This window comes from Streptomyces sp. DvalAA-14 (genome assembly GCF_900091855.1).
GTDB lineage: Bacteria > Actinomycetota > Actinomycetes > Streptomycetales > Streptomycetaceae > Actinacidiphila.
In genome coordinates, this window is record NZ_FMCH01000210.1 from 1 (window position 1) to 21,543 (window position 21,543).

20 protein-coding genes, 1 tRNA gene and 1 pseudogene are annotated in these 21,543 nt (G+C 73.4%); 11 read left to right on the forward strand and 11 right to left on the reverse strand.

Annotated elements, in window-relative coordinates; all coding sequences use genetic code 11:
- Positions 1 to 52: 52 nt before the first annotated feature.
- A pseudogene (gene fdhD / locus GA0115240_RS10605) lies at positions 53 to 899 on the reverse strand (formate dehydrogenase accessory sulfurtransferase FdhD).
- A 126-nt stretch (positions 900 to 1,025) separates the two neighbouring features.
- Here fdhD and GA0115240_RS10610 point away from each other — a divergent pair.
- Positions 1,026 to 1,373: a chorismate mutase gene (locus GA0115240_RS10610; RefSeq protein WP_093736422.1), complete on the forward strand. Its 348-nt coding sequence runs from the start codon at positions 1,026 to 1,028 to the stop codon at positions 1,371 to 1,373.
- A 169-nt stretch (positions 1,374 to 1,542) separates the two neighbouring features.
- Positions 1,543 to 1,627, forward strand: a tRNA-Leu gene (locus tag GA0115240_RS10615).
- An 85-nt stretch (positions 1,628 to 1,712) separates the two neighbouring features.
- Here the strand turns inward: GA0115240_RS10615 and GA0115240_RS10620 are convergent.
- Positions 1,713 to 2,942, reverse strand: coding sequence for a hypothetical protein (locus tag GA0115240_RS10620; protein ID WP_093736423.1), 1,230 nt, complete (start codon positions 2,940 to 2,942; stop codon positions 1,713 to 1,715).
- 364 nt (positions 2,943 to 3,306) lie between these two features.
- Between GA0115240_RS10620 and GA0115240_RS10625 the strand changes: the two genes are divergently transcribed.
- The 4 genes from GA0115240_RS10625 to GA0115240_RS10640 all read left to right on the forward strand — a co-directional run bounded on the left by GA0115240_RS10625 (position 3,307) and on the right by GA0115240_RS10640 (position 7,252).
- Positions 3,307 to 4,575, forward strand: a complete 1,269-nt coding sequence (locus GA0115240_RS10625; RefSeq protein ID WP_161302157.1) for a beta-ketoacyl-[acyl-carrier-protein] synthase family protein — start codon at positions 3,307 to 3,309, stop codon at positions 4,573 to 4,575.
- Positions 4,572 to 5,798: a ketosynthase chain-length factor gene (locus GA0115240_RS10630; protein WP_093736425.1), complete on the forward strand. Its 1,227-nt coding sequence runs from the start codon at positions 4,572 to 4,574 to the stop codon at positions 5,796 to 5,798. The genes GA0115240_RS10625 and GA0115240_RS10630 overlap by 4 nt, the downstream gene beginning before the upstream one ends.
- 78 nt (positions 5,799 to 5,876) lie before the next feature.
- Complete coding sequence (locus tag GA0115240_RS10635; RefSeq protein WP_093736426.1) at positions 5,877 to 6,155, forward strand: acyl carrier protein; 279 nt, start codon at positions 5,877 to 5,879, stop codon at positions 6,153 to 6,155.
- 128 nt (positions 6,156 to 6,283) lie between these two features.
- The gene (locus tag GA0115240_RS10640; RefSeq protein WP_093736427.1) at positions 6,284 to 7,252 is read left to right on the forward strand and encodes an aromatase/cyclase; all 969 of its coding nucleotides are present in this window, start codon (positions 6,284 to 6,286) and stop codon (positions 7,250 to 7,252) included.
- Between the two features lie 475 nt (positions 7,253 to 7,727).
- On the opposite strand, the gene GA0115240_RS10645 is transcribed toward GA0115240_RS10640, so the two are convergent.
- On the reverse strand, positions 7,728 to 8,453 hold the full coding sequence (locus GA0115240_RS10645) for a TetR/AcrR family transcriptional regulator (protein WP_256069653.1): 726 nt from the start codon (positions 8,451 to 8,453) through the stop codon (positions 7,728 to 7,730).
- 176 nt (positions 8,454 to 8,629) lie between these two features.
- Here GA0115240_RS10645 and GA0115240_RS10650 point away from each other — a divergent pair, with 176 nt between their 5' ends.
- Together GA0115240_RS10650 and GA0115240_RS10655 are read left to right on the forward strand one after the other, a co-directional pair.
- Complete coding sequence (locus GA0115240_RS10650) at positions 8,630 to 10,066, forward strand: MDR family MFS transporter (RefSeq protein WP_256069654.1); 1,437 nt, start codon at positions 8,630 to 8,632, stop codon at positions 10,064 to 10,066.
- A gap of 79 nt (positions 10,067 to 10,145) precedes the next feature.
- Entirely contained in the window at positions 10,146 to 10,562 is a 417-nt protein-coding gene (locus GA0115240_RS10655) for a PPOX class F420-dependent oxidoreductase (RefSeq protein WP_093736429.1), read from the forward strand.
- 109 nt (positions 10,563 to 10,671) lie between these two features.
- On the opposite strand, the gene GA0115240_RS10660 is transcribed toward GA0115240_RS10655, so the two are convergent.
- The 5 genes from GA0115240_RS10660 to GA0115240_RS10680 all read right to left on the reverse strand — a co-directional run bounded on the left by GA0115240_RS10660 (position 10,672) and on the right by GA0115240_RS10680 (position 15,372).
- Positions 10,672 to 11,709, reverse strand: a complete 1,038-nt coding sequence (locus GA0115240_RS10660; RefSeq protein ID WP_093736430.1) for an LLM class flavin-dependent oxidoreductase — start codon at positions 11,707 to 11,709, stop codon at positions 10,672 to 10,674.
- A gap of 195 nt (positions 11,710 to 11,904) precedes the next feature.
- Positions 11,905 to 12,630, reverse strand: a complete 726-nt coding sequence (locus GA0115240_RS10665; protein ID WP_093736431.1) for an SDR family NAD(P)-dependent oxidoreductase — start codon at positions 12,628 to 12,630, stop codon at positions 11,905 to 11,907.
- 33 nt (positions 12,631 to 12,663) lie between these two features.
- Positions 12,664 to 13,494, reverse strand: a complete 831-nt coding sequence (locus tag GA0115240_RS10670; RefSeq protein ID WP_093736432.1) for a TIGR03619 family F420-dependent LLM class oxidoreductase — start codon at positions 13,492 to 13,494, stop codon at positions 12,664 to 12,666.
- A gap of 166 nt (positions 13,495 to 13,660) precedes the next feature.
- Positions 13,661 to 14,521, reverse strand: a complete 861-nt coding sequence (locus GA0115240_RS10675) for a DUF6081 family protein (protein ID WP_093736433.1) — start codon at positions 14,519 to 14,521, stop codon at positions 13,661 to 13,663.
- Between the two features lie 62 nt (positions 14,522 to 14,583).
- On the reverse strand, positions 14,584 to 15,372 hold the full coding sequence (locus GA0115240_RS10680) for an SDR family NAD(P)-dependent oxidoreductase (RefSeq protein WP_093736434.1): 789 nt from the start codon (positions 15,370 to 15,372) through the stop codon (positions 14,584 to 14,586).
- Positions 15,373 to 15,578: 206 nt separating this feature from the next.
- On the opposite strand from GA0115240_RS10680, the gene GA0115240_RS10685 reads away from it, so the two are divergent.
- On the forward strand, positions 15,579 to 16,007 hold the full coding sequence (locus tag GA0115240_RS10685) for a nuclear transport factor 2 family protein (protein WP_093736435.1): 429 nt from the start codon (positions 15,579 to 15,581) through the stop codon (positions 16,005 to 16,007).
- Between the two features lie 58 nt (positions 16,008 to 16,065).
- On the opposite strand, the gene GA0115240_RS10690 is transcribed toward GA0115240_RS10685, so the two are convergent.
- Positions 16,066 to 16,881 carry an AfsR/SARP family transcriptional regulator gene (locus GA0115240_RS10690; protein WP_093736436.1) on the reverse strand — a complete coding sequence of 272 codons (816 nt, stop codon included), beginning with the start codon at positions 16,879 to 16,881 and terminating at the stop codon, positions 16,066 to 16,068.
- 262 nt (positions 16,882 to 17,143) lie between these two features.
- Positions 17,144 to 17,809 carry a response regulator transcription factor gene (locus tag GA0115240_RS10695; protein WP_093736439.1) on the reverse strand — a complete coding sequence of 222 codons (666 nt, stop codon included), beginning with the start codon at positions 17,807 to 17,809 and terminating at the stop codon, positions 17,144 to 17,146.
- A 216-nt stretch (positions 17,810 to 18,025) separates the two neighbouring features.
- Between GA0115240_RS10695 and GA0115240_RS10700 the strand changes: the two genes are divergently transcribed.
- Positions 18,026 to 18,949: an MBL fold metallo-hydrolase gene (locus GA0115240_RS10700; RefSeq protein ID WP_176725035.1), complete on the forward strand. Its 924-nt coding sequence runs from the start codon at positions 18,026 to 18,028 to the stop codon at positions 18,947 to 18,949.
- 105 nt (positions 18,950 to 19,054) lie between these two features.
- On the opposite strand, the gene GA0115240_RS10705 is transcribed toward GA0115240_RS10700, so the two are convergent.
- The gene (locus GA0115240_RS10705) at positions 19,055 to 19,567 is read right to left on the reverse strand and encodes a flavin reductase family protein (RefSeq protein ID WP_093736437.1); all 513 of its coding nucleotides are present in this window, start codon (positions 19,565 to 19,567) and stop codon (positions 19,055 to 19,057) included.
- Between the two features lie 335 nt (positions 19,568 to 19,902).
- On the opposite strand from GA0115240_RS10705, the gene GA0115240_RS10710 reads away from it, so the two are divergent.
- Complete coding sequence (locus GA0115240_RS10710) at positions 19,903 to 21,447, forward strand: acyl-CoA carboxylase subunit beta (RefSeq protein ID WP_093736441.1); 1,545 nt, start codon at positions 19,903 to 19,905, stop codon at positions 21,445 to 21,447.
- The last annotated feature ends 96 nt before the right edge of the window (positions 21,448 to 21,543 follow it).

Genomic DNA, 21,543 nt, shown 5'->3' on the forward strand with positions numbered 1-21,543 from the left:
CGCCGAGCCGCTCGCGGGGCCGGCGCCCGGGGCCGGCGGCGGCCGGGCCGCCTCAGTCCGCCACCTCGGCCCCCAGCGCGATCCGGGCCTCACCCGCGTACACGTTCATCGAACTGCCCCGCAGGAAGCCCACCAGGGTCAGGCCCGACTCGGCCGCCAGGTCCACCGCGAGCGAGGACGGCGCGGAGACGGCGGCCAGTACGGGGATACCGGGCCATCACCGCCTTCTGCGCCAGCTCGAAGGAGGCCCGGCCGGAGACCATCAGGATGTGGTCGGCCAGCGGCAGCCGCCCCTCCCGCAGCGCTCGCCCGACCAGTTTGTCCACCGCGTTGTGCCGCCCCACGTCCTCCCGGACGTCGAGCAGTTCGCCGCCGGCGGTGAAGAGCGCGGCGGCGTGCAGGCCGCCGGTCCGGTCGAAGACGGCCTGCGCCGACCGCAGCCGGTCCGGCAGCGCCGAGAGCAGTTCCGGGGTGAGCCAGGGGCCGGCCGGCTCGGCGATCGGCAGCCGGGTGGCGGTGCGGACCGCGTCCAGGCTGGCCTTGCCGCACAGCCCGCACGAGGAGGAGGTGTAGACGTTGCGCTCCAGCGTGATGTCCGGCATCGGCACCCCGGGTGCGAGGGTGACATCGACCACGTTGTAGGTGTTGCCCCCGTCGGCGGTCGCGCCGGCGCAGTACACCACCGACGTCACCTCGTCGGCCGCGGCCAGCACGCCCTCGCTCACCAGGAAGCCGACCGCGAGCGCGAAGTCGTCACCCGGGGTGCGCATGGTGATGGCCAACGGGCGCCCGTTCAGCCGGATTTCCAGCGGCTCCTCGGCGACCAGCGTGTCCGCCCGGTGCCCTGCCACGCCGTCCCTGATCCGCAGTACGCGGCGCCGTTCGGTGACCCGTCCCATAACCTCACCCGTCCTGGTTGCATCGCTGTGCGGGCGCTGTGCGGGCGATGCCGCCCCCGCGGGGTGCCCTAGGCTGAGGCCGGCAGCGCAGCGGTACCCACTGACTCCCCAGAATGGCAGAGCGAGATGAGCGACCAGCCGACCGCCGAGGGCACTTTGATGGGCGACGAGCAGGCACTGGAAAAACTGCGGACCCTGCGCGGCAGCATCGACAACCTCGACGCCGCGCTGGTCCATCTTCTCGCCGAGCGCTTCAAATGCACCCAGCAGGTCGGTGAACTCAAGGCCGCTCACCACCTCCCGCCCGCCGACCCGGCCCGCGAGGCGGACCAGATCGCCCGGCTGCGCCGGCTCGCCGCGGACGCCCGCCTCGATCCCGCCTTCGCCGAGAAGTTCCTCAACTTCATCATCGACGAGGTCGTCCGCCACCACCGCGCGATCGCCGCCCGGCCGCGCCCCGACGACGGCGGCTGAGCCCGGCGCCACCGCCCGGACCGCCCGGACCGCCCGGGCGTGTCCCGCCGGGCGCGTCGCGCCCGCAGTGCCGCGTCCCCAGCGCCGGAAACGCAGGTGAGGAGGGCCCGCAATCCTTGGTATCGTGGTCCCCGCCAGCCCGACCCCCGAGGTCGCGGCGGGCTACCTGGTCCGGGTGGCGGAATGGCAGACGCGCTAGCTTGAGGTGCTAGTGCCCTTTACCGGGCGTGGGGGTTCAAGTCCCCCCTCGGACACAGTTCTTGCAGGCGGGTTCCCGGTCTCCGGGCCGCTGCCTTCGGCACCCGCTCCCCGCCTCGGCCGGGGGCGGGTGCCGTGCGTTCAGCGGTCGGCGGCCAGGACCTGCTCGGCGAAGGCCCGCGCGGCCGGTTCGAACTGCAGGACCGCGTGGCCGGCACCCGCGGTGGCGTCGCGCCACAGGCGCGGCAGGCGGCCGCTCTCGTGCTGGCCGCGGGTGCCGGCGCTGCGGAAGAGCCGGTGCACCGCCTCGGCGAGGATGTCCACCGCGAGCGTCTGGTCGCGGTGGGCACGGGCCACCTCCAGCGCGCTGAGCCCGCCGCGGTCCGCGCCCGCCGCCGCCCGGTCCAGCAGCATCGCCGCCGCGTCGATCTCCCCGTCGGTGCGCGCCAGCACCGTGTCGCCGACGGTGTCGCTCACGGCGAGCAGCCGGTTCCCGCCCTGCGCCGCTGCCGCCGCCCGCTTGCCCGCGGTCAGGGCGGTCCACTCGGTGAGCGCGGCCCGGGCGGCGCCCAGCACCGGCGCGGCGAACGACAGTCCGCTGACGCTCTTGAGCGGCACGCGGTGGCAGGCCGCCCCCGCGACCGCCGGGCGGCCCGCGATCAGATCGTCCCGGGCGCAGGAGTGCGCGTACGGCACGAACACCGGCTCCAGCACCAGCGTGTCGCTGCCGGTGCCGCGCATTCCCGCGGTGAACCAGGTCTCCTCGATCGTGTAATCGGCCCGGGACACCAGCAGGAACCGCACCTGGCTGCCGCCGCCCTGCACCGGTACCGGGCAGCACAGCAGCGCGTGGTCGGAGTGGTGCACCCCGCTCATGTACGGCCAGCGGCCGCTCAGCAGCCAGCCGCCGTCGACGGCCTCGGCGGCGCCGCCGGGCAGCAGCGCGCCGACCACGAAGGCATCGGGGCCNCCGCCCCACAGCGCGCGCTGGCCCTCCTCGGGCAGGAAGCCGCCCATCCGCCCGACGGTGGCGGCGATCGAGGCACACCAGGCGGCGGCCGGGTCGCCCTCGGCGACGGTGGTGACCCGGTGCAGGTAGTCGGTGAAGGTTCCCTCGGCGCCGCCCCAGCGGGCGGGTACGAAATGCCGGGCGAAGCCCGCCTCGCGGATGGCCTCGGCGGTCTCCGGTGCCAGCCGCCGGTCCAGTTCCGCCTTGGCGGCGTGCTCGGCGGCGAGTCCGGCCAGCGCGGCCCAGGCGGTGGGCGCGCCGGGCCCGGGATTCGTGACGGCGGCCGGCGGTTCGGTGACGGTCCCGGGGGCGGCCGCGGACGACGCCGCCCCCGGTGCGCTGCGGTGTCCTCGGCCTGGCATCACGGGTTGCCTCCTCGCGGATGGTGGCGGCGAGCCGGTGGGGGCGCCGCCTGACTGCCACGGATGCTCGCCCGGACCGCTCGAAGCCGCCTCGCCCGCCGGTGGAGGGAGCCGGTGCGGCCCGGTCCGCTTGCCGCGACGCCCCGCCAACTCCCCGCGCCAACACCCCCCGCCGACACCGCCCCGCCGCATGCCGCCCCGGGCCAGCGCGCTTCGAGCCGCGCTCCAGCCGTCGGCGAGCCGCCGCCCGCAGCCTGCTTGCACCTACGGCGCTGCCCTCCGCCCGGGCGGGACCCCCGCCGGGCGCAGGCGAAAGGACGTACTCGATGTACTCGAACCGAACCCGACCCGCCGGGGGTGTGCGGTGACCCGGCGTGTAGTGATCACCGGAATCGGCGTACGCGCCCCGGGCGGATCCGGAACGAAGGAGTTCTGGGACCTGCTGACAGCCGGCCGTACCGCCACCCGGCGCATCGACTTCTTCGATCCCTCGCCCTTCCGGTCCCAGGTCGCCGGCCAGGTGGACTTCGACGCGCGGGCCGAGGGCCTCAGTCCCCGCGCGATCCGCCGGATGGACCGCGCCACGCAGTTCGCTGTCGCCTGCACCCGTGAGGCGCTCGCCGACAGCGGCCTGGAGCCGTTCGCGGGTGACCCGCACCGGATCGGCGTGAGCCTGGGCAGCGCGGTGGCCTCCGCGACCAGCCTGGAGAACGAGTACCTGGTGATGTCGGACGCCGGCCGGGACTGGGTGGTCGACCAGGACTACCTCTCGCCCCACATGTTCGACTACCTCAGCCCCGGTGTGATGCCCGCCGAGATCGCCTGGGAAGTCGGTGCCGAGGGCCCGGTGACGATGGTGTCCGACGGCTGCACCTCCGGGCTGGACGCGGTCGGTTACGCGGTCGAGCTGATCCGCGAGGGCTCCGTCGACGTGATGGTCGCCGGCGCCGCGGACACCCCGGTCTCGCCGATCGTGGTCGCCTGCTTCGACGCCATCAAGGCCACCACCACCCACAACGACGACCCGGCGCACGCCTCCCGGCCGTTCGACGGCTCCCGCAACGGCTTCGTCCTGGCCGAGGGCGCCGCGATGTTCGTCCTGGAGGAGTACGCGGCGGCCCGCGCCCGCGGCGCGCAGATCTACGCCGAGGTCACCGGCTACGCCACCCGCTGCAACGCCTACCACATGACCGGTCTGAAGAAGGACGGCCGGGAGATGGCCGAGGCGATCCGGGCCGCGCTGGACGAGTCCCAGCTGGACCGAACGGCCGTCGACTACATCAACGCGCACGGCTCCGGCACCAAGCAGAACGACCGCCACGAGACGGCCGCGTTCAAGCGCAGTCTGGGCGAGCACGCCTACCGGGTGCCGGTGAGCTCCATCAAGTCGATGGTGGGCCACTCGCTCGGCGCCATCGGCTCCATCGAGATCGCTGCCTGCGCCCTGGCCATCCGGCACGACGTGGTGCCGCCCACCGCCAACCTCCGGCAGCCCGACCCCGAGTGCGACCTGGACTACGTCCCGATGACCGCCCGCGAGCAGCGGGTCGGCACCGTGCTGTCGGTGGGCAGCGGATTCGGCGGCTTCCAGAGCGCGATGGTGCTGCGCGATCCCGAGGGGGTGAGCTCATGACCGGCGCAGCCGCCGTCGCCGTCACCGGTATCGGGGTGACCGCCCCCAACGGGCTGGGCACCGAGGAGTTCTGGAAGAGCACCCTGGCCGGGCGGACCGGCATCAGCCCGCTGACCCGGTTCGACACCTCGCGCTGCACCTCCCGGCTGGCCGGCCAGATCCTCGACTTCCGGGCCGAGGAGCACCTGCCCAGCCGGCTGCTGCCGCAGACCGACGTCTCCACCCGGTACGCGCTCGCCGCCGCCGACTGGGCGCTGGCCGACGCCGGTGTGGGCCCCGGCACCCTGCCGGACTACGCCATGGGCGTCGTGGTCTCCAACGCGCAGGGCGGCTTCGAGTTCACCCACCACGAGTTCCGCAAACTGTGGAGCCAGGGGCCGGAGTTCGTCAGTGTGTACGAGTCCTTCGCGTGGTTCTACGCGGTCAACACCGGCCAGATCTCCATCCGCAACGGGATGCGCGGCCCGAGCGCCGCGCTGGTCGGGGAACAGGCCGGCGGTCTCGACGCGCTCGGCCACGCCCGCCGCACCGTGCGGCGCGGCACCCGGCTGATGCTCGGCGGCGGGGTGGATTCCGCCCTCGACCCGTGGGGCTACGTCGCGCAGCTGGCCGGCGGGCGGGTCAGCACCGCGACCGACCCGGCGCGCGCCTACCTGCCCTTCGACGCCACCGCCGGCGGCTACGTACCCGGCGAGGGCGGCGCGGTACTCGCGGTGGAGGACACCGTCTCGGCCCGCGAGCGCTCCGCGCACCTGTACGGGGAGATCGCCGGCTACGCCGCGACGTTCGACCCGAAGCCCGGCTCCGGCCGCCCGCCGGGACTGCGCCGGGCCGCGGAACTCGCCCTCGCCGAAGCCGGGTTGACGCCGGCCGGCATCGACGTGGTGTTCGCCGACGCGGCCGGGGTGGCCGAGCTCGACCGGCAGGAGGCGGCGGCGATCAGCGGGCTGTTCGGGCGCGGCGCGGTGCCGGTCACCGCCCCCAAGTCGCTGACCGGACGCCTTTACGCGGGCGGCGGCCCGCTGGACGTGGTGGCCGCGCTGCTGGCGATCCGGGACGGCGTGGTCCCGCCGACCGCCAACACCTCCGACGTACCGGAGGAATACGGCCTCGACGTGGTGCTGGACGAGCCCCGCGAACTGCCGCTGACCACCGCGCTGGTGCTGGCCCGGGGCCGCTGGGGCTTCAACTCCGCGGTGGTGGTCCGCGCCGCCTGCCGCTGAGGCACCCGCCGCCGTCCGTCCGACGACCGATCCGCACGACGACGCACCCGATCCACCGACCCGGAGAAGAGAGAGCCCATGGAGACCATGACCCTTGACGACCTGATGCGCATCCTCGTGGAGTGCGCCGGCTCCGAGGAGGGCGTGCTGTCCGGCGAGGACGTGTTCGACCGGTCCTTCGAGGACCTGGGGTACGACTCGCTGGCGCTGATGGAGAGCGCGGCCCGGATCAAGCAGGAGTTCGGCGTCAGCGTCCCCGACGACGACATCACCGAGGTGGAGACGCCCAGGTCGCTGCTCGACCTGGTCAACGGCGCCATCACCGCGACCGCGACCGCGGCCGCGACCGTCGCCTGAGGCGGTACGCGCCCCGTACCGCGGGGGGCCGGGGCCGCGGGCACACCGCGGGCCCGGCCCCCTTCCCCGTCCCGCCGCGCGGGACGTCCACCGCACCGCAGCGCACGAGCCGAGGAGACGGCAGAGCCATGACACAGGACCGGCTGCACACCACCGAGCACACCCTGATCGCGGCGGCACCGCCCCGCGCCCTGTACGAACTGGTCGCCGACGTGACCCGGTGGCCGGCGGTGTTCGGCCCGAGCGTGCACGTGGAGCACCTCGATCGCGGGCCGCGCGAGGAGCGCTTCGAGCTGTGGGCGATGGTGGGCGGCGGCGTCACCAGCTGGGTCTCGCGCCGCACCCTGGACCCGGAGGTACTGCGGATCACCTTCCGCCAGGAGCGCAGCACACCTCCGATCGGCGCGATGGGCGGCGAGTGGGTCTTCCGCGAACTGCCCGGCGGCCGGACCGAGGTGGTGCTGCGACACGAGTTCGCGGCGGTGGACGACGACCCCGCGACCGTGGCGTGGATCCATCGGGCGCTGGACCGCAACAGCGCCGAGGAGCTGGGCGTGCTGGGCCGGATCGCCGAGTTCGGCCACCCGGTGGAGGACGTGGTCTTCTCCTTCACCGACACCGTCGAGCTGCCGGGCCGCGCGGCCGACGCGTACGCCTTCGTCAACCGGGCGGATCTGTGGGCGCGGCGCCTGCCGCACGTCTCGCGGGTGCGGCTGGACGAGACCGTGCCGGGTGTCCAGGAGCTGGAGATGGACACCGTCACCGCCGACGGCTCGGCGCACACCACCCGGTCGGTGCGGATCTGCCGTGACGGCCGCTGGATCGCCTACAAGCAGCACATGACGCCGAAGCTGCTGCTCGGCCACAGCGGGCTGTGGACCTTCACCGAGGCCGACGACGGCGCCGGGGCATCGGTGACCGCGCGGCACACCGTCGTGATCGACCCCGCCGCGGTGACCGGCGTCCTGGGCGAGGGCGCCACTCTCGCCGCCGCCCGCTCCTACGTCCGCGACGCCCTCGGCCGCAACAGCCGCAGCACCCTCGCCCACGCCACCGCGTACGCCGCCGGGGACCACCCGGCAACCACCGCCACCTGACCCGCCGGCCGGCCGGCTCAATGCTCTCGGGCACCTCCTCGGGGCCCCGGAGCGGGCCAGCGGCTCCGCCGCCCGGCGAGCCCGGCCCCTGGAACCCCTTCCGACGGCCGGGGGTGTCGGCCGGCGACCCGCCCGACCCGAGCGACCGGCCGCAGCTCGGCGTGCGCGCGAGCGGTCCGACGGTTCGTCATACGGGGGACGCCCTGGCGTCCGGGGTGGGGGCCGCCGTTCGGGTGGGGGTGGGCTGCCGGTGGGGTCCGGCGCGGGATCTTGTGCGGCGGGACGCCCTGGCGCCCGGGGTGTGGGCCGCTGTCCGGGTGGGGGTGGGCGCGGGATCTTGTGCGGGTGGGACTCTCCGGTGCCCGGGGCGTCAGTCGGGCGACGGCGCGGGTACTGGCCGCCCGCCCTCGGCCGCCGGCCAGTCCGGCCGTTCCTCGTTCGTCCGGTCGACGGCCGCCCCGGCCACGGGGGAGGGTCAGCCGGCGGCTCCGCCGGGCTCCGGCGGGCGGACCGTCGCTACGTCAGCCGCTTCGTCAACCGAGGCGTCAGCCGGGAGGGTGCCGAGGCGGCGGACGATGCGGCGCAGCTGTTCGGTGTAGAGCTCGGCGAACTCCGGGGACTGCGGGTCGAGTCCGGTGAACTCGCGGATCTGCTGGGGCATCGTGACCGGGGCGGCCACCGCCGCCATCACGGCCACCAGCACCACCCCGGGGTCCAGCTCCGCCGCGATCTCGCCGAGTTCGCGGCGGCGCTCGGTCCGGCTGAGCGGCCCGTCCCCCCCGGCGTCCTCCTCGGCCGGGCCGCCGGTCTCGCCGGACAGCGCCCGCCAGGTCAGCAGCCGCATCCGCCGCGGGTCGTCCAGGGTGTCCCGCAAGTACCGCACCGCCAGCTCGTCCAGCGGCAGGTCGGGGTCGGCGAAGCCGCCCCGGCGCTGCTGCCACTCCTCGCGCAGGCCCTCGTAGAGGCCTTCCTTGCCGCCGAAGTAGTAGTTGATCAGCTGCTTGTTGACCCCGGCCCGGTCGGCGATGTCCTGCACCCGGGCGCCGGAGAAGCCCTTGGCGGCGAACTCGTCGAGGGCTGCCGCCAGCAATTGCCGGCGGGAGCGCTCCGGATCGTATCGGCGCTCGTCTTCCGCGGCCGCCCTGCGAGGCCCGCCGCGGTCGCCCGAAGGGCCGTTGATCTGCGCTGATGACGTGGTCACCGGACCAGTCTAACGACCGGGGACACCCGGCGGAAGAGCAATTCATCCATCTGGTTGAGATTGTCAGCTACTTAGCTGATACTGGGTCCATGACTCCGCACCGGAACAGCTCCGCGCAGACGCCGGGCCCGACACCCGGGGGGAGGGCCGGCGGCCTCCCCCCGGGTGTCGCGCCGGTGGCCACCGTGGTGATCCTCGGCGCGGTCATGACGCTGCTGGACTCCACGATCGTCAATGTCGCGCTGCGCACCCTCGGCCTCGATCTGCACGCCTCCGTCTCCGACGTGCAGTGGGTGGTGACGGCCTATCTGCTCGCGGTCGCCGCCGCGATCCCCTGCACCGGCTGGCTGGCCCGGCGCCTCGGTGCCCGCCGGATGTACCTCGCCGCGGTGGTGGCCTTCACCGTCGGCTCCGCGCTGTGCGGCCTGTCGCAGTCGCTCGGCCAGCTCGTCGCGGCCCGCGCCCTGCAAGGCGTGGGCGGCGGCATGGTGCTGCCGATCGGCCAGATGATGCTCGCCGGCAGGGCGGGCCCGAAGAACATGGCGCGGGTGATGAGCGTCATCGGCGTCCCCATCGTGCTCGCCCCGGTCTTCGGCCCCACCCTCGGCGGCCTGCTGCTCGACTACGCGGACTGGCGCTGGATCTTCTATGTCAACGTGCCGATCTGCGTCGCCGTCGTGGCGCTCGGTCTGCGGCTGCTGCCCCGCGGCGAGCCCGAACGCGTGGGTCGCCTCGACCTTTCCGGGCTGCTCACCGTCGCGGGCGGCATGGTCGCGGTCACCTACGGCCTGGCCGAGGTCGGCGCCACCGGCGGCTGGACCTCCCCGACGGTGCTCGGCTGGATCTCCGGCGGCGTGCTGCTGCTTGTCGTCCATGTGCTGCGCGCGCTGCGGGTGGCTCACCCGCTGCTGGACGTACGCCTGTACCGGGGCAAGGTCTTCGGCGCCGCCTCGCTGAGCACCTTCTCCATCGGCGCCGCGCTCTACGGCAGCATGATCCTGCTGCCGCTCTACTACCAGACGGTCCGCCACGAGAGCCCGGTCGCCACCGGCCTGCTGATCGCCCCCTCCGGCATCGGGGCCGCGGTGGCCAACGGCTTGACCGGCCGGCTGACCGAGCGCCTCGGCAGCGGCCGCACCGCGATGATCGGCGGGCTGGTGACCATGGCGGGCACCGTGCCGTTCGCGCTGCTCGGCGCGGACAGCCCCTACACCCTGCTCTGCCCGGCGATGGCGTTACGGGGCTTCGGCGTCGGGCTGGCGATGATGCCGGCCATGACCGCCGCCTATGCCACGCTCAGCCGGGAGAAGATCGCCGACGCCACCCCGCAGCTGAGCGTGCTGCGGCAGGTCGGCGGTTCGGTCGGGATCGCCCTGTTCACGGTGGTGCTCAAGACCCGGCTGGACGCGGCCGGCCATGACCCCGCGTCGAGCGCGCACGCCTTCGGCACCACCTGGTGGTGGGTGCTGGCCGTGACCGGAATCGCCACCCTGCCGACGCTGCTGCTGGCACGCTCGGAGCAGCGGGCCAAGGCGTCGGCCGCCGGGCCGGCACCCGCCGCGGTCCCGGAACCGGCCGGCGCGTCCGGACCGCCCACCGGGGCGCCGCAGTAGCGCCACCCGACGACCCGAACCCCTCAGCCGCCGGGCAAGCACCCACACACCAGCACCTACAGACAAGGAAGAACCTCTTATGTCGCTGACCGAGACCGAACTCGCCTACGTCACCAGCCAGTTCCTCGGGCGCCTGGCCACGGTGGACGGCAGGGGAGCGCCGCAGAACAACCCGGTGTCCTTCCGCTACAACACCGAGCTGGGCACCTTCGACATCGGCGGGCGGAATCTCGCGGAGAGCCGCAAGTTCAAGAGCATCCTGAACAACCCGCACGTCGCCTTCGTCATCGACGACCTGGTGACGCCCCGGCCGTGGACCGTGCGCGGCATCGAGATCCGCGGCATCGCCGAGGCGATTTCCGGGCAGTCACCGGCCAACCCGCACTTCAGCGGCGAGCTGATCCGTATCCACCCCACCCGCATCCTCAGCTGGGGCCTGGACCCGGAGACGCCCGGCATGCAGAAGCGCAACGTGGCGGCGAACATCCCCTCCTGACGGCGCGCCACCGCCACAACAGGAGCGCCGGGCGCACCCGCTTAGGGTGCGCCCGGCGCTCGCGGTCGATCGCGGCGTCCGTGGGCCGGCCGACCGGCGGCCGGCGCGCTCAGCCGCCCACGCCCGAGCGGTCCAGCGCCGCCGCCGCCACCCGCAGGATGTGCAGCCGTCCGTCGAGCGAGGTGGCCGCGGCCGAGACCATGATGCCGAGCGTGGTCACCCCGGCCGCGTCGTACTCCTTCATCCGCCCGGCCAGCCGGTCCACCGGCCCGACCAGCGCGGTGCGGTCGACGAACTCCGCCGGCACCCCCGCGCCCGCCCCGGTCCGGTCGCCGGCCGCCAGCCGGTCCAGGAACACCTCGATCTCGGCGCCGAAGCCCATCCGGCGGGCCATCGCGACATAGAAGTTGTGCTCGGGGTCGCCGATGCCGAGCATGTAGACGTAGTGGGCGCGGAGCTGGTCGACGGCCGTCTCCACGTCGTCGCCGACCGCGGTCGGCAGGCTCGGCAAAACATCGAAGCCCGTCATGTCCAGGCCCGCCGCCGCCCGGCCGGCCGCGATCTCGCGCACCGCGGCGGCCACCGCGTCCGGTGCGGTGAACACCCCGATCCAGCCGTCCGCGATCTCCCCGGCCAGCCTCAGGTTGCGCGGCCCGACGGCCGCCAGGTAGACGGGCAGCCGCGGCCTGAGCGGCTGGGTCAGCACCTGCAGCGGCGCCCCGCCGCCCGGCCCCGAGGCCGGCAGCCGGAAGTGCTCGCCCCGGTATTCCACCGGTTCGCCGGTCAGCGCCCGCCGCACGATGTCCACGTATTCGCGGGTGCGGGCCAGCGGCCGGTCGAAGCGCACCCCGTACCAGCCGTCGGAGACATCGGGGTTGGAGACGCCGAGCCCCAGCCGGAAGCGGCCGCCGCTGAGTGCGTCCAGCGTGGCGGCGGTCAGCGCGGTCAGGCCCGGCGGCCGGGCCGGGATCTGCATCACGCCGGAAGCCAGCCCGACCCGCTTGGTCACTCCCGCCACCAGGCCGAGCACGCTGGCCGCGTCGGAGCGGTAGCCCTCCGGGGCCAGTACCACGTCGTATCCCAAGTCGTCGGCGGCGCGGGCCAGTTCGCCCGCGCCCTGGTACACCAGGTTCGCGCCCAGTTTCATCTCGATCTCCTTCCGGAGAGCGTCGGTCGGTGCGGAAAAGGGACACCGGCCGCAGGCGGGGGTCCGTGCGGCCGGTGTCGGAGCGGGGTCCGGTGATCGGAGGGCCCGGTGATCGGCGGGAGGCGGCGGTCACCGGCGGGAGTCGGCAGGAGTCGGCGGGAGCCGGCCGGCATGCGAGCGGACTCGCGGCATCCCTCAGAGCAGATGGGCGCCGCCGTCCACCTGGACCACGGACCCTGTCGTGTAGGTGGCGCCGACCAGCCCGTGCACGGCCCGCGCGACGTCCTCGGGCAGGCCGACGCGGCGCATCGGGGCGGACTGGCGGACATGCTCGGCGATGTCGGTGAACTCCCGCGTCCAGGGCGTCTCGATGAGTCCGGGCGCCACCGCGTTGACCCGGATCTCCGGGCCGAGCGCCGCCGCCAGCAACCGGGTCATGTGCTCGATCGCGGCCTTGCTCACCGCGTACGGGATCGAGCTGCCGGCCGGGCGGCTGCCGGCGATCGACGAGACGCTGATCACGCTGCCGCCGCTCTTCCGCAGATGCGGGACGGCGGCCACCGTGGTCTGCCAGGTGCCGATCACATTGAGGTCGAGGATCTCCCGCCAGATCTCCGGGGTGGCCCCGGCCAGGTCCTGGTGGGGGATCCTGCGGGTGGTCCCGGCGTTGTTCACCAGGACGTCGAGCCGGCCGAAGTGGTCGACCGCGGCGGCCACCAGGCGCTGCGCCTGCGCCTGGACGCCGATGTCCGCCTGGACATAGAGCGCGTCGGGCAGCGACTCCGCGAGCTTGCGTCCCGCCTCGACCGAGCGGGCGGAGTTGACCACCACCCGGTGTCCCGCCCCGGACAGCCGGCGGACCACCGCCTCGCCGATACCGGACGACGAACCGGTCACCAGGGCGACGGGCTTGCCGGTCATGCGCACCTCCGTGGTCGGGCCGGCCCGCGCCGGTCAGGAACCCTGGACCTTCGCCAGGGCCTCGGCGAACATCGTCATCCGCTCCGCGTAGCCGTCCGGCGCGCCGAACCAGACGATCAGGTCGTCGGCGCCGGCCGCCTTCCAGGTCTCGACCTCCGCGACGGCACGCTCCAGCGACGCCTCCGCGGCGGTGAACTGGATCCGGGACCCGGCGAGCACCGTACGGTCGGTCAGCTCCCGCATCCGGACCACGTTGCGGGCGAAGTCGTCCGCCCCGGTCATCGCGCACAGCCAGCCGTCGCCGGTCCGGGCGGCCCGCTTCCAGGCGGCCTCGGTCCGGCCGCCGATCCAGATCGGCACCTGGTCCTGCGCCGGTTTCGGGGCGAACACCGCCTCGTCGCCGAGCGGGTGGAAAGTCCCCTCGAAGGGGCCGCGGCCGTGGTCGAACAGGTGCCGGAACAGGGTGATGAACTCGTCCGTCCGGGCCCCGCGGGTGTGGAAGTCCGCGCCCAGGTTGGCGAACTCGCGGGGCACGATACCGACACCCACGCCCAGGTCGAGCCGGCCGTGCGACAGCCGGTCGATGGTCGCGGCCTGTTTGGCCACGATGACCGGGTTGCGCATCGCGGCGACCAGCACACCGGTGCCGAGCCGGATCCTGGTGGTCAGCGCGGCGATGTTCGCCAGCATCACCATCGGCTCCCACACGCCGCCGTAGAAGTCGCGGTACTCGTAGTAGGGCATCGGGTGGTCGGGCAGCCAGACGCCGTGGTAGCCGAGGCGTTCGGCGTGGACCGCCACGGCGGCGGCCTCGGCGGCGTCCTGGCCGGGGGTCTCGCTGGGGATGTAGGCGTGCAGGCGCATGGTGCGTCGCTCTCCTGTCGGTGGGGCCGGTGGGGCCGGTGGGGCAGGTGGGTCCAGTGGGGCCCGTCGGCCTGGCGGGGCGGTGCGTTCGGTGGCACAGGGCCGGTGGCACAGGGCCGGTGGCACGGGGCCGGTGGCACGGGGCCGGTGGTGGCCGGGCGGTGGCTCAGGCCCCGGCGCCGGCCGGCGCCGAGGAGACGGTGAGGCGGCGCACCGCCAGCCGCACGCCCTGGCCCCAGACCTTGCCCGCGAAGGTGGACAGGCCGAAGTTGAGTTGCCGCGGAACGGCGGTGCGCTCCTCGCCCGGGGCCTCCCACAGCAGCCGGGCCGGGTCCAGTACCTTGTGGCCGATCCGGTCGACGGCCAGCACCTCGCGCCCGTCGAGGATCCAGCGGACCACGCCCTTGCCGGGGTCGAGGCTGACCGTGCAGGTGTGGAACGTGTCCGGCTCGCGGGTGCCGACGGGTATGCCGTAGGAGAAGGTGGCGTGGTCGCTGCCCGGCCGCGGCAGCCGCTCGTACAGCGCGTGGATCGCCGTGTTGGTCTGCACGAAGTCGAAGACCAGACCGGTCTCCCGGTCGATGGAGATCAGCGCGCCCGCGCCCAGCCGCATGTCGGCGTTGTGGTCGGTGACCGCGTCGCCCAGCGGGTGGTGCTCGGTGCCGTAGGTGCGCACGGCGTACTCGACGGTGCCGGAGAGCACCTCGCCCGGCCGGACCGCGAAGCCGAAGCCGCCGTCCGCGGTGGTGCGGTCGGCGAAGGCCGCCCAGCGCAGGAACTCGGTCTTCGCCGCCGGGTCCGCGGGCCGTGTGAAAGCCGGCTCGCCGGTGGTCGCGTTGCGGCTCGCGGGCAGCACCACCAAGCCGTCGGCCGTGCCGCTGACCAGCCCGTCGCCCCGCGGCAGGTCCTCGACGGAGCGCAGTTCCCAGCGGCGCGCCGGCCCGTCGCACAGCAGGCCCTGGCGGAAGTCGTCCTCGAACAGCGGCCCGGGCGGCGCGACGACGGGATCCGGGTGGTGCACGGTCATGGCGTTCTCCTGACGGAAGAGGGTCGGGTACCGGGTAGGCAGCGGGGGAGCGGCGGTACGGCTCAGTAGTTGCCGAGCCCGCCGCAGACGTTCAGGGCCTGCGCGGTGACGGCCGCCGCGTCGTCGCCGACCAGGTACTCGACCATGGCGGCCACCTCGCGGGTCTCGACGTAGCGGCCCATCGGCACCCGGGCGGTGATGCGGTCGTGGGCGCCCTGCTCGTCGGTGCCCCACACGCCGGCGTAGTGCTCGCGCACCCGCTCGGCCATCGGCGTCTCCACGAAGCCGGGGCACACCGCGTTGACGGTGATCCCGCTGCGGGCCAGCTCCAGCCCCAGCGCCTTGGTCAGACCGACGACGCCGTGCTTCGACGCCGAGTACGGGGCCGCGAAGACCACGCCCTGCTTGCCGCCGGTGGAGGCGATGTTGACGATCCGCCCGGCGTCCTTGGCCAGCATGCCGCCGCCGTTGAGCACTTCCCTGGTCATCAGGAAGACGCTGTTGAGATTGGTGTTGATCACGTCGAACCAGAGCTCGTCGTCGATCTCGGCGGTCGCGCCGCCGCCGCTGCGGCCCGCGTTGTTGACCAGGATGTCCACCGGGCCGAAGCGCTCGACGGCCGCGGCGACGTACGCCTTGATCTGCTCGGGACGGGACACGTCGCAGACCGTGCCGTCGACCTCCAGGCCCTCGTCCCGCAGGGACTTGACGGTGACCGCCAGCTCCTCGGCGTGCCGGGCGCAGATGAACACCTGGGCACCGAGACCGGCCAGCCGCCGGGTGACCTCCAGCCCGATACCGCTGGTGGCACCGGTGACCAGGGCCACCGGTCGCTTCTTCGTGGTCGTCATGTCTCCTCCATCACCGATGCCTTGGGACTGCGCCGCACCCCGAGACTCGCCGCTTCCTCTCGAGGCCGGGTGGAATGGCTCTGGACGGACGGGCGCCGGGTCCCGGCCGGCGGCCCCCCGCGCGGTCCCCCGGCGGATTTCGAGCCTGCTTCGAGCGCGCCGGTCCAGCGTGGCGGCGACCGCCCGACCGGCCCCCGGAGGAACCCATGACCAGTACCTACGCCATGACGGACGTCTACTCGCAGGTGCAGCACTTCTATGCCCACCAGATGCAGGCGCTGGACAGCCTCCGGTTCGAGGACTACGCGGCGACCTTCACCGAGGACGGCACCTTCCAGCACTCGCCGGGGGTGGAGCCGGCCCGCACCCGGGCGGGCATCGTCGCCGAACTGGTCTCCTTCCACCGCCGGTTCGACGACGACCCGGTCCAGCGGCGCCACTACTTCACGCACATCGCGCTCACCGCGCAGGACGACGGCTCGATCTCCTCGACCGTCTACGCACTGGTGATCACCACCCGCCCCGGCGGCACACCGGTCGTCGCGCCCAGCTGCGTCGTCCACGACGTGCTCGAGGTCGAGGAGGGCCGGGTGCTCACCCGGTCCCGGACGGTCACCCACGACCAGATGTTCTGACCCGGGCCGATGCTCCGATCCGGCCGAAGGTTCCGACCGGTCGGAGCATCCCGCCGGGTCAGCCCAGCCGCTGCGGCCGTCCCGCGCCCACCAGTTCGGGCCGGTCCAGCGCCGGATCGCCCGTCAGCACCGCCTGATGCAGCCGCTGCAGCCTCGGTGACGGGTCGATGCCCAGCTCCTCGACGAGCGTGCGCCGCAACCCCTGGTACGCCTCCAGCGCACGCCAGGCGCTGCCGGCCCGGTACAGCGCGAGCATGAACTGCGCGCACAGGCCCTCGTGCATCGGATGCCGCGCCGACAGCATCCGCAGCTCGCCGAGCAGGCCCGAGTGCCGGCCGAGCAGCAGATCCGCCTCGATCCGCTGCTCCAGGGCCCGCATCCGGCCCTCCTCCATGCCCAGCAGTTCCAGCCCGAGCACCCGCCCCGCGGGCACGTCCACCAGCGCGGGCCCGCGCCACAGGTCGAGCGCCCGGCCGAGTACGGCCGCCGCCGTGCCCGCGTCACCCGCGTCCAGTGCCGCCGACCCCCGGGCGGCCTGGTGCTCGAACTCCGCGATGTCGGACGTCACCGGGCCGCAGTTGAGCAGGTAGCCGCCGTACCGCGTGGCGAGCAGTTCCTTGCCGGCCGCCCGGTGGCCGTCCCGGTGCGCGGCCGTGACCTTGCGGCGCAGCTGCAGGATGTACGTCTGCAGGGTGGTCGCCGCGCTGCGGGGTAAGCCGTCCCCCCAGATCTCCTCCATCAGCGTCGGGACCGGGACGACATGACCGGCGCGCAGCGCCAGCAGGGCCAGGATCTGCCGCGGTTTGGGCGCACTCGGAACGATCGACGTACCGTGCTCGCGGATATCCAACTGCCCAAGAACCCTGATCTCCACCGTGATTCCCCCTCGTGGTGCCCGGCCATGCCAAAGACGTACCGGGAACGGACCATCGTTTCCTGGAGAATGGCATTCCCGCGGCCGGCCTGCACAGTGCCTGATTCATCAGGGGCGGCGTGAGTAAATCACCCCGCTTCGCTTTTCCGGTGCGTAACACGGTGCGCGTAACGCACCGCGCGTGGCGCATTCACGCGATGACAATGACGGCAGCCCGCTGCAGAAGGCCGGGCCCGGCCTTCTGCAGCGGGCTGGCGCGCGGTCAGAGCATCCAGCCGGTCTCCCGCGCGATACGAATCGCGTCCACCCGATTGCGCGCGTTGAGTTTGATCACCGCCGACGTCAGATAGTTGCGCACCGTACCGGTCGCCAGATGCAGGCGCTTGGCGATCTCCGGGACCTCCGCGCCCTCGGCGGCCACCTTCAGCACCTCGGTCTCCCGGTTGGTGAGCGGGCTGTCCCCCGACTCCCAGGCGGACAGTGCCAGTCCGGGATCAATGGTGCGCTGGCCGGATGCCACCCGGCGGACGGCCTCGGCGAGCTCCTGGGGCGGCGCCTCCTTGAGCAGGTAGCCGTACACCCGCGCGGTCAGCGCCCGCCGGAGCGTGCCCGAGCGCGCCAGGCTCGTCAGGATCAGCGTTCTGCAGTGCGGCAGGCGCTCGTGCAGCTGCGCGGCGGCCGTGAGCCCGTCGTTGCCGAACAGGTCGATGTCGATGATCGCCACATCGGGCCGGTGCTTGAGCGCCCGGGGAACGATCTCGTCCCCCCGTTCCGCTTCCGCCACAACATGGAAATCTTCTTCGAGGTCCAGCAGGGCGACAAGTGCCCCGCGGACCATGTGCATTTCTTCGGCCAGCAATATCCGAATCACGAACCCCCCGTATGCGTGTCGCGACTTCACGCTTGCCGGACGGCCCGGGCCCGGCATCTTCATGCTACTGAACGCGTGTTACAAGTGTTCGACGCGGCTGCCGCACCGAGCGGGCGGACAACAGTGCTCCGCGGTGTGTGCCGTATCCCTCGGCCGGAGCCGTTAATTGCGTCGGAATCCGGCCGGGCTCGACCCCCCCTCAATCGGCGCGCGGCACGCTCCACGGTACAGCGGTGGCGGTTCCGCGATCGCCTGACACAACAGGAGACGTCTGTGAGCACACAGGAGTTGCTGAACGCGTCGACCGCCGTCGAGGAAGTGGCCGACCGGGTCTACGCCTATGTCCAGTCCGACGGCGGCTGGTGCCTGAACAACGCCGGCATCGTCGTCGGGAACGACCGGACGACCCTGGTGGACACCGTCGCCACCGAGTCCCGCGCCCTGCGACTGCGCGAGGCCGTACGTTCCCTGACCCCGCATCCGGTGAGCACCGTGGTCAACACCCACTTCCACGGCGACCACGTCTTCGGCAACTTCGTCTTCGCGCCGGACGCCGTGGTGGTCGCGCACGAGGACTGCCGCGGCGAGATGGCGGCGGCCGGGCTGCACCTGACCAGCCTGTGGCCGGACGTGTGCTGGGGCGAACTCACCGTGACGCTGCCCACCCTCACCTTCCGCGACCGGCTCACCGTGCACACCGGTGACATCCGCGCCGAGGTCCTGCACCTCGGCCCCGCGCACACCACCAACGACGCGGTGGTGTGGCTGCCGGAGCAGCGGGTGCTGTTCACCGGCGACCTGGTGATGTCGGGCGTCACCCCGTTCTGCCCGATGGGCTCGGTCGCCGGCTCACTGGAGGCCATCGAGCGGCTGCGCGCCCTGGACCCGGTCACGCTGGTGACCGGCCACGGCCCGGTCGGCGGCCCCGAACTGCTCGACACGGCGGAGAACTACCTGAGCTGGGTGCAGCGCACCGCCCGCGCCGGCCTGGCCGCCGGCCTGACCCCGCTGGAGATCGCCGGGGAGACGGACCTGGGCGAGTTCGCCGAACTCCTCGACGCCGAGCGGCTGGTGCCCAACCTGCATCGCGCCTGCGCGGAGGAGCGGGGCCTGGCCCCGGGGGCGCCGATGGACATCGGCGCGCTGTTCAAGGAGATGATCGAGCACCACGGCGGCCTGCCGGTCTGCCGCGCCTGAGTCCGCGCTGGCGCCCCCCGCCGGGCGCGGCCGCCCAGGCACGACCGCGGGGCCTTCCCGGCATCCGGGAAGGCCCCCTTCGGTGCGCCGTGCCCGGCCGGGGCGTCAGCCGGAGGTGCCGGTGAGCGCGCCCGCCGGTCGCCACACGCTGTACGAGCGCCGGTGGTACAGCAGCGGATCGCGGGGGAAGACCGCGGACCCGTCCACCCGGCCGACGCAGATCCAGTGGTCGCCGGCCTCGACCCGCTGCACCAGCGCGCACTCGGCGTAGCCCAGCGCGAGGTCCGGCAGCACCGGCGCGCCGCCCGCCACCGCGGACGGCAGCCAGCGCCGGCCGGTGAACTTCCCCTCGGACTTGCCGGCGAAGACCTCCGAGGCCTCGTGGGCGCCCTCGGCGAGCACATGGACCACGAAGCCGCCGGAGCGCACCAGCGCCGGCAGCGTCTGCGAGCGCTTGTCCACGCAGAAGAGCAGCAGCGGCGGATCCGCGGACACCGCGGACAGCGCGTTGCAGGTGAAACCGCGCGGCTCACCGTCCTCGTCCACCGCCGTGATGATCCAGACCGGGGTCGGAAAGGAGCCGAAGAGTTCCTTGAACCTGTTCGCGTCTACTGCCATGCACGCTCACCGCCCCTGTCGGTCGGGTCTCTGCCGAGGCTGTCCGCCGTCGAGCATCGGCGGCCCGGCTGGAAGCCGGCTGGACCCGAGGTGGAGGGGCGGAAGGTCCAGAACGCTTCGAGCCGGGCTGTAGCGGCCACCGGGACGGTGTGCGCGTACCGCCTTTCCCCCGAGCGACTGAGAGGGCTCCCATGAGCATCGTTGGCGAAAGGGCGCGGCAGCGTCCCGAGCGCGCGGAACGCGGCCTCGCCTTGGCCCCGCCGGCCGCCGACCGGTCGGCCGCCGAGGTCCCGCCGGCCGTCGCTCCCGGCCAACCGGCCCCGCGGGCACCGCAGATGCGCGAGCGGGTGGCCGAACTTGCCGGCCTGCGGGAGAAGGTGTACCGCGGGCCGAGTCCGAAAGCGACCGCGGCGCAGAAGGCCAAGGGGAAGCTGACCGCCCGCGAGCGGCTGGAACTGCTCTTCGACGGCGGCACGTTCACCGAGGTCGAGGCGCTGCGCCGGCACCGCGCCAGCGGCTTCGGCATGGAGGACCGGCGGCCGCACACCGACGGGGTGGTCATCGGCTGGGGCCTGGTGCACGGCCGGACCGTCTTCGCCTACGCCCACGACTTCCGGATCTTCGGCGGCGCGCTGGGCGAGGCGCACGCCGAGAAGATCCACAAGATCATGGACATGGCCGAGGCGGCCGGCTCCCCGCTGGTCGGGCTCTGCGACGGGGCGGGCGCCCGGATCCAGGAGGGCGTCACCGCACTGGCCGGCTACGGCGGCATCTTCCGCCGCAATGTGCGCAACTCCGGGGTGATCCCGCAGATCAGCGTGATGCTCGGCCCGTGCGCGGGCGGCGCTGCCTACAGCCCCGCGCTGACCGACTTCGTGTTCATGGTCCGCGGGACCTCGCAGATGTTCATCACCGGCCCGGACGTGGTGCAGGCGGTGACCGGCGAGCAGATCACCCACAACGGCCTGGGCGGGGCCGATGTGCACGCCGAACGCTCCGGCGTGGCGTCCTTCGCCCACGACGACGAGGAGACCTGCCTGGACGAGGTGCGCTACCTGCTGACGCTGCTGCCGGACAACAACCGGCAACTGCCGCCGGCCGCCGCGACCTCCGACCCCGCGGACCGCCGCTGCGAGGACCTGCTCGACCTGGTCCCGGCCGACCCCAACCGCGGCTACGACATGCGCGCGGTCATCGCCGACATCGTCGACGACGGGGACTACCTGGAAGTCCACGAACGCTGGGCGACCAACGTGATCGTGGCGCTGGCCCGGCTGGACGGCCAGGTGGTCGGCATCGTCGCCAACCAGCCGTCGTCACTCGCCGGCGTGCTCGACATCCACGCCAGCGAGAAGGCCGCTCGCTTCGTCCAGATGTGCGACGCGTTCAACATCCCGCTGGTCACCCTGGTCGACGTGCCCGGCTTCCTGCCCGGCGTGGCTCAGGAGCACGGCGGGGTCATCCGGCACGGCGCCAAGCTGCTCTACGCCTACTGCAACGCCACCGTGCCGCGGATCCAGCTGATCCTGCGCAAGGCGTACGGCGGCGCGTACATCGTGATGGACTCCCGCTCGATCGGCACCGACCTGTCCCTGGCCTGGCCCACCAACGAGATCGCGGTGATGGGCGCCGAAGGCGCCGCCAACGTCGTCTTCCGCCGCGAGATCCTCGCCGCCGACGACCCGGAACTGGTGCGCCGGACACGCATCGAGGAGTACCGGACCGCGCTGATGCACCCGTACTACGCGGCCGAGCGCGGCCTGGTGGACGACGTCATCGACCCCGCCGACACCCGGTCCCGGCTGATCGGCGCGCTGGCGATGCTGCGCGCCAAGCACGCGCCGCTGCCCAGCCGCAAGCACGGGAACCAGCCGCAGTGAGCGGCGCCGGAAGCCCGCAGCCGGGCCCGCCCGTGGTCCGGTTCGAGCGCGGCGACCCGGACCCGGCGGAACTGGCCGCGGTCACCGCGGTGCTGC